Origin of the sequence: Gemella sp. GH3 (assembly GCF_013415425.1) — a bacterium.
In the GTDB taxonomy this organism is placed as follows: Bacteria; Bacillota; Bacilli; order Staphylococcales; family Gemellaceae; genus Gemelliphila.
Genome location: NZ_JACBYC010000139.1, coordinates 1 through 477 on the forward strand (window position 1 = coordinate 1; position 477 = coordinate 477).

The window sequence follows — 477 nt, forward strand, 5'->3', positions numbered from 1 at the left end:
AATTATTTGTTTATTTAAACGCCTTACAACTTGCACGATAAAACGTTTGAATACATAAATATAATTCATTCAAACTTTAAGGGGGACATATTGGATGCCAGAAAATATTAAAATTCCTCGTGCTACATTAAAGCGTTTACCTTTATATTATAGATTTGTGAGTACATTAAAATCTAAGGGTATCGACCGTGTGAATTCTAAAGCAATCAGTGAAGCTTTACAAATAGATTCGGCAACGATTCGTCGTGATTTTTCATATTTTGGAGAATTAGGTAAAAAAGGCTATGGTTACAACATCGATAGTATGCTTGAATTTTTCAAGTCTGAACTAAGTGAAAGTGATGAAATTAAAATTGCGATAGTAGGTGTTGGTAATCTAGGTCGCGCGTTACTTACTTATAATTTTTCAATACACGCTGAGATGACAATTACTGAAGCTTTCGATATTAGAGAAGATCTAATTGGAGAGAAAGTGGG

1 protein-coding gene is annotated in these 477 nt (G+C 32.5%); it reads left to right on the top strand.

The window, feature by feature from the left end:
• Nucleotides 1-94: 94 nt before the first annotated feature.
• Nucleotides 95-477, top strand: a 383-nt coding sequence (locus HZY83_RS05690; RefSeq protein WP_179943091.1) for a redox-sensing transcriptional repressor Rex, incomplete at its 3' end; no start/stop codon positions are given.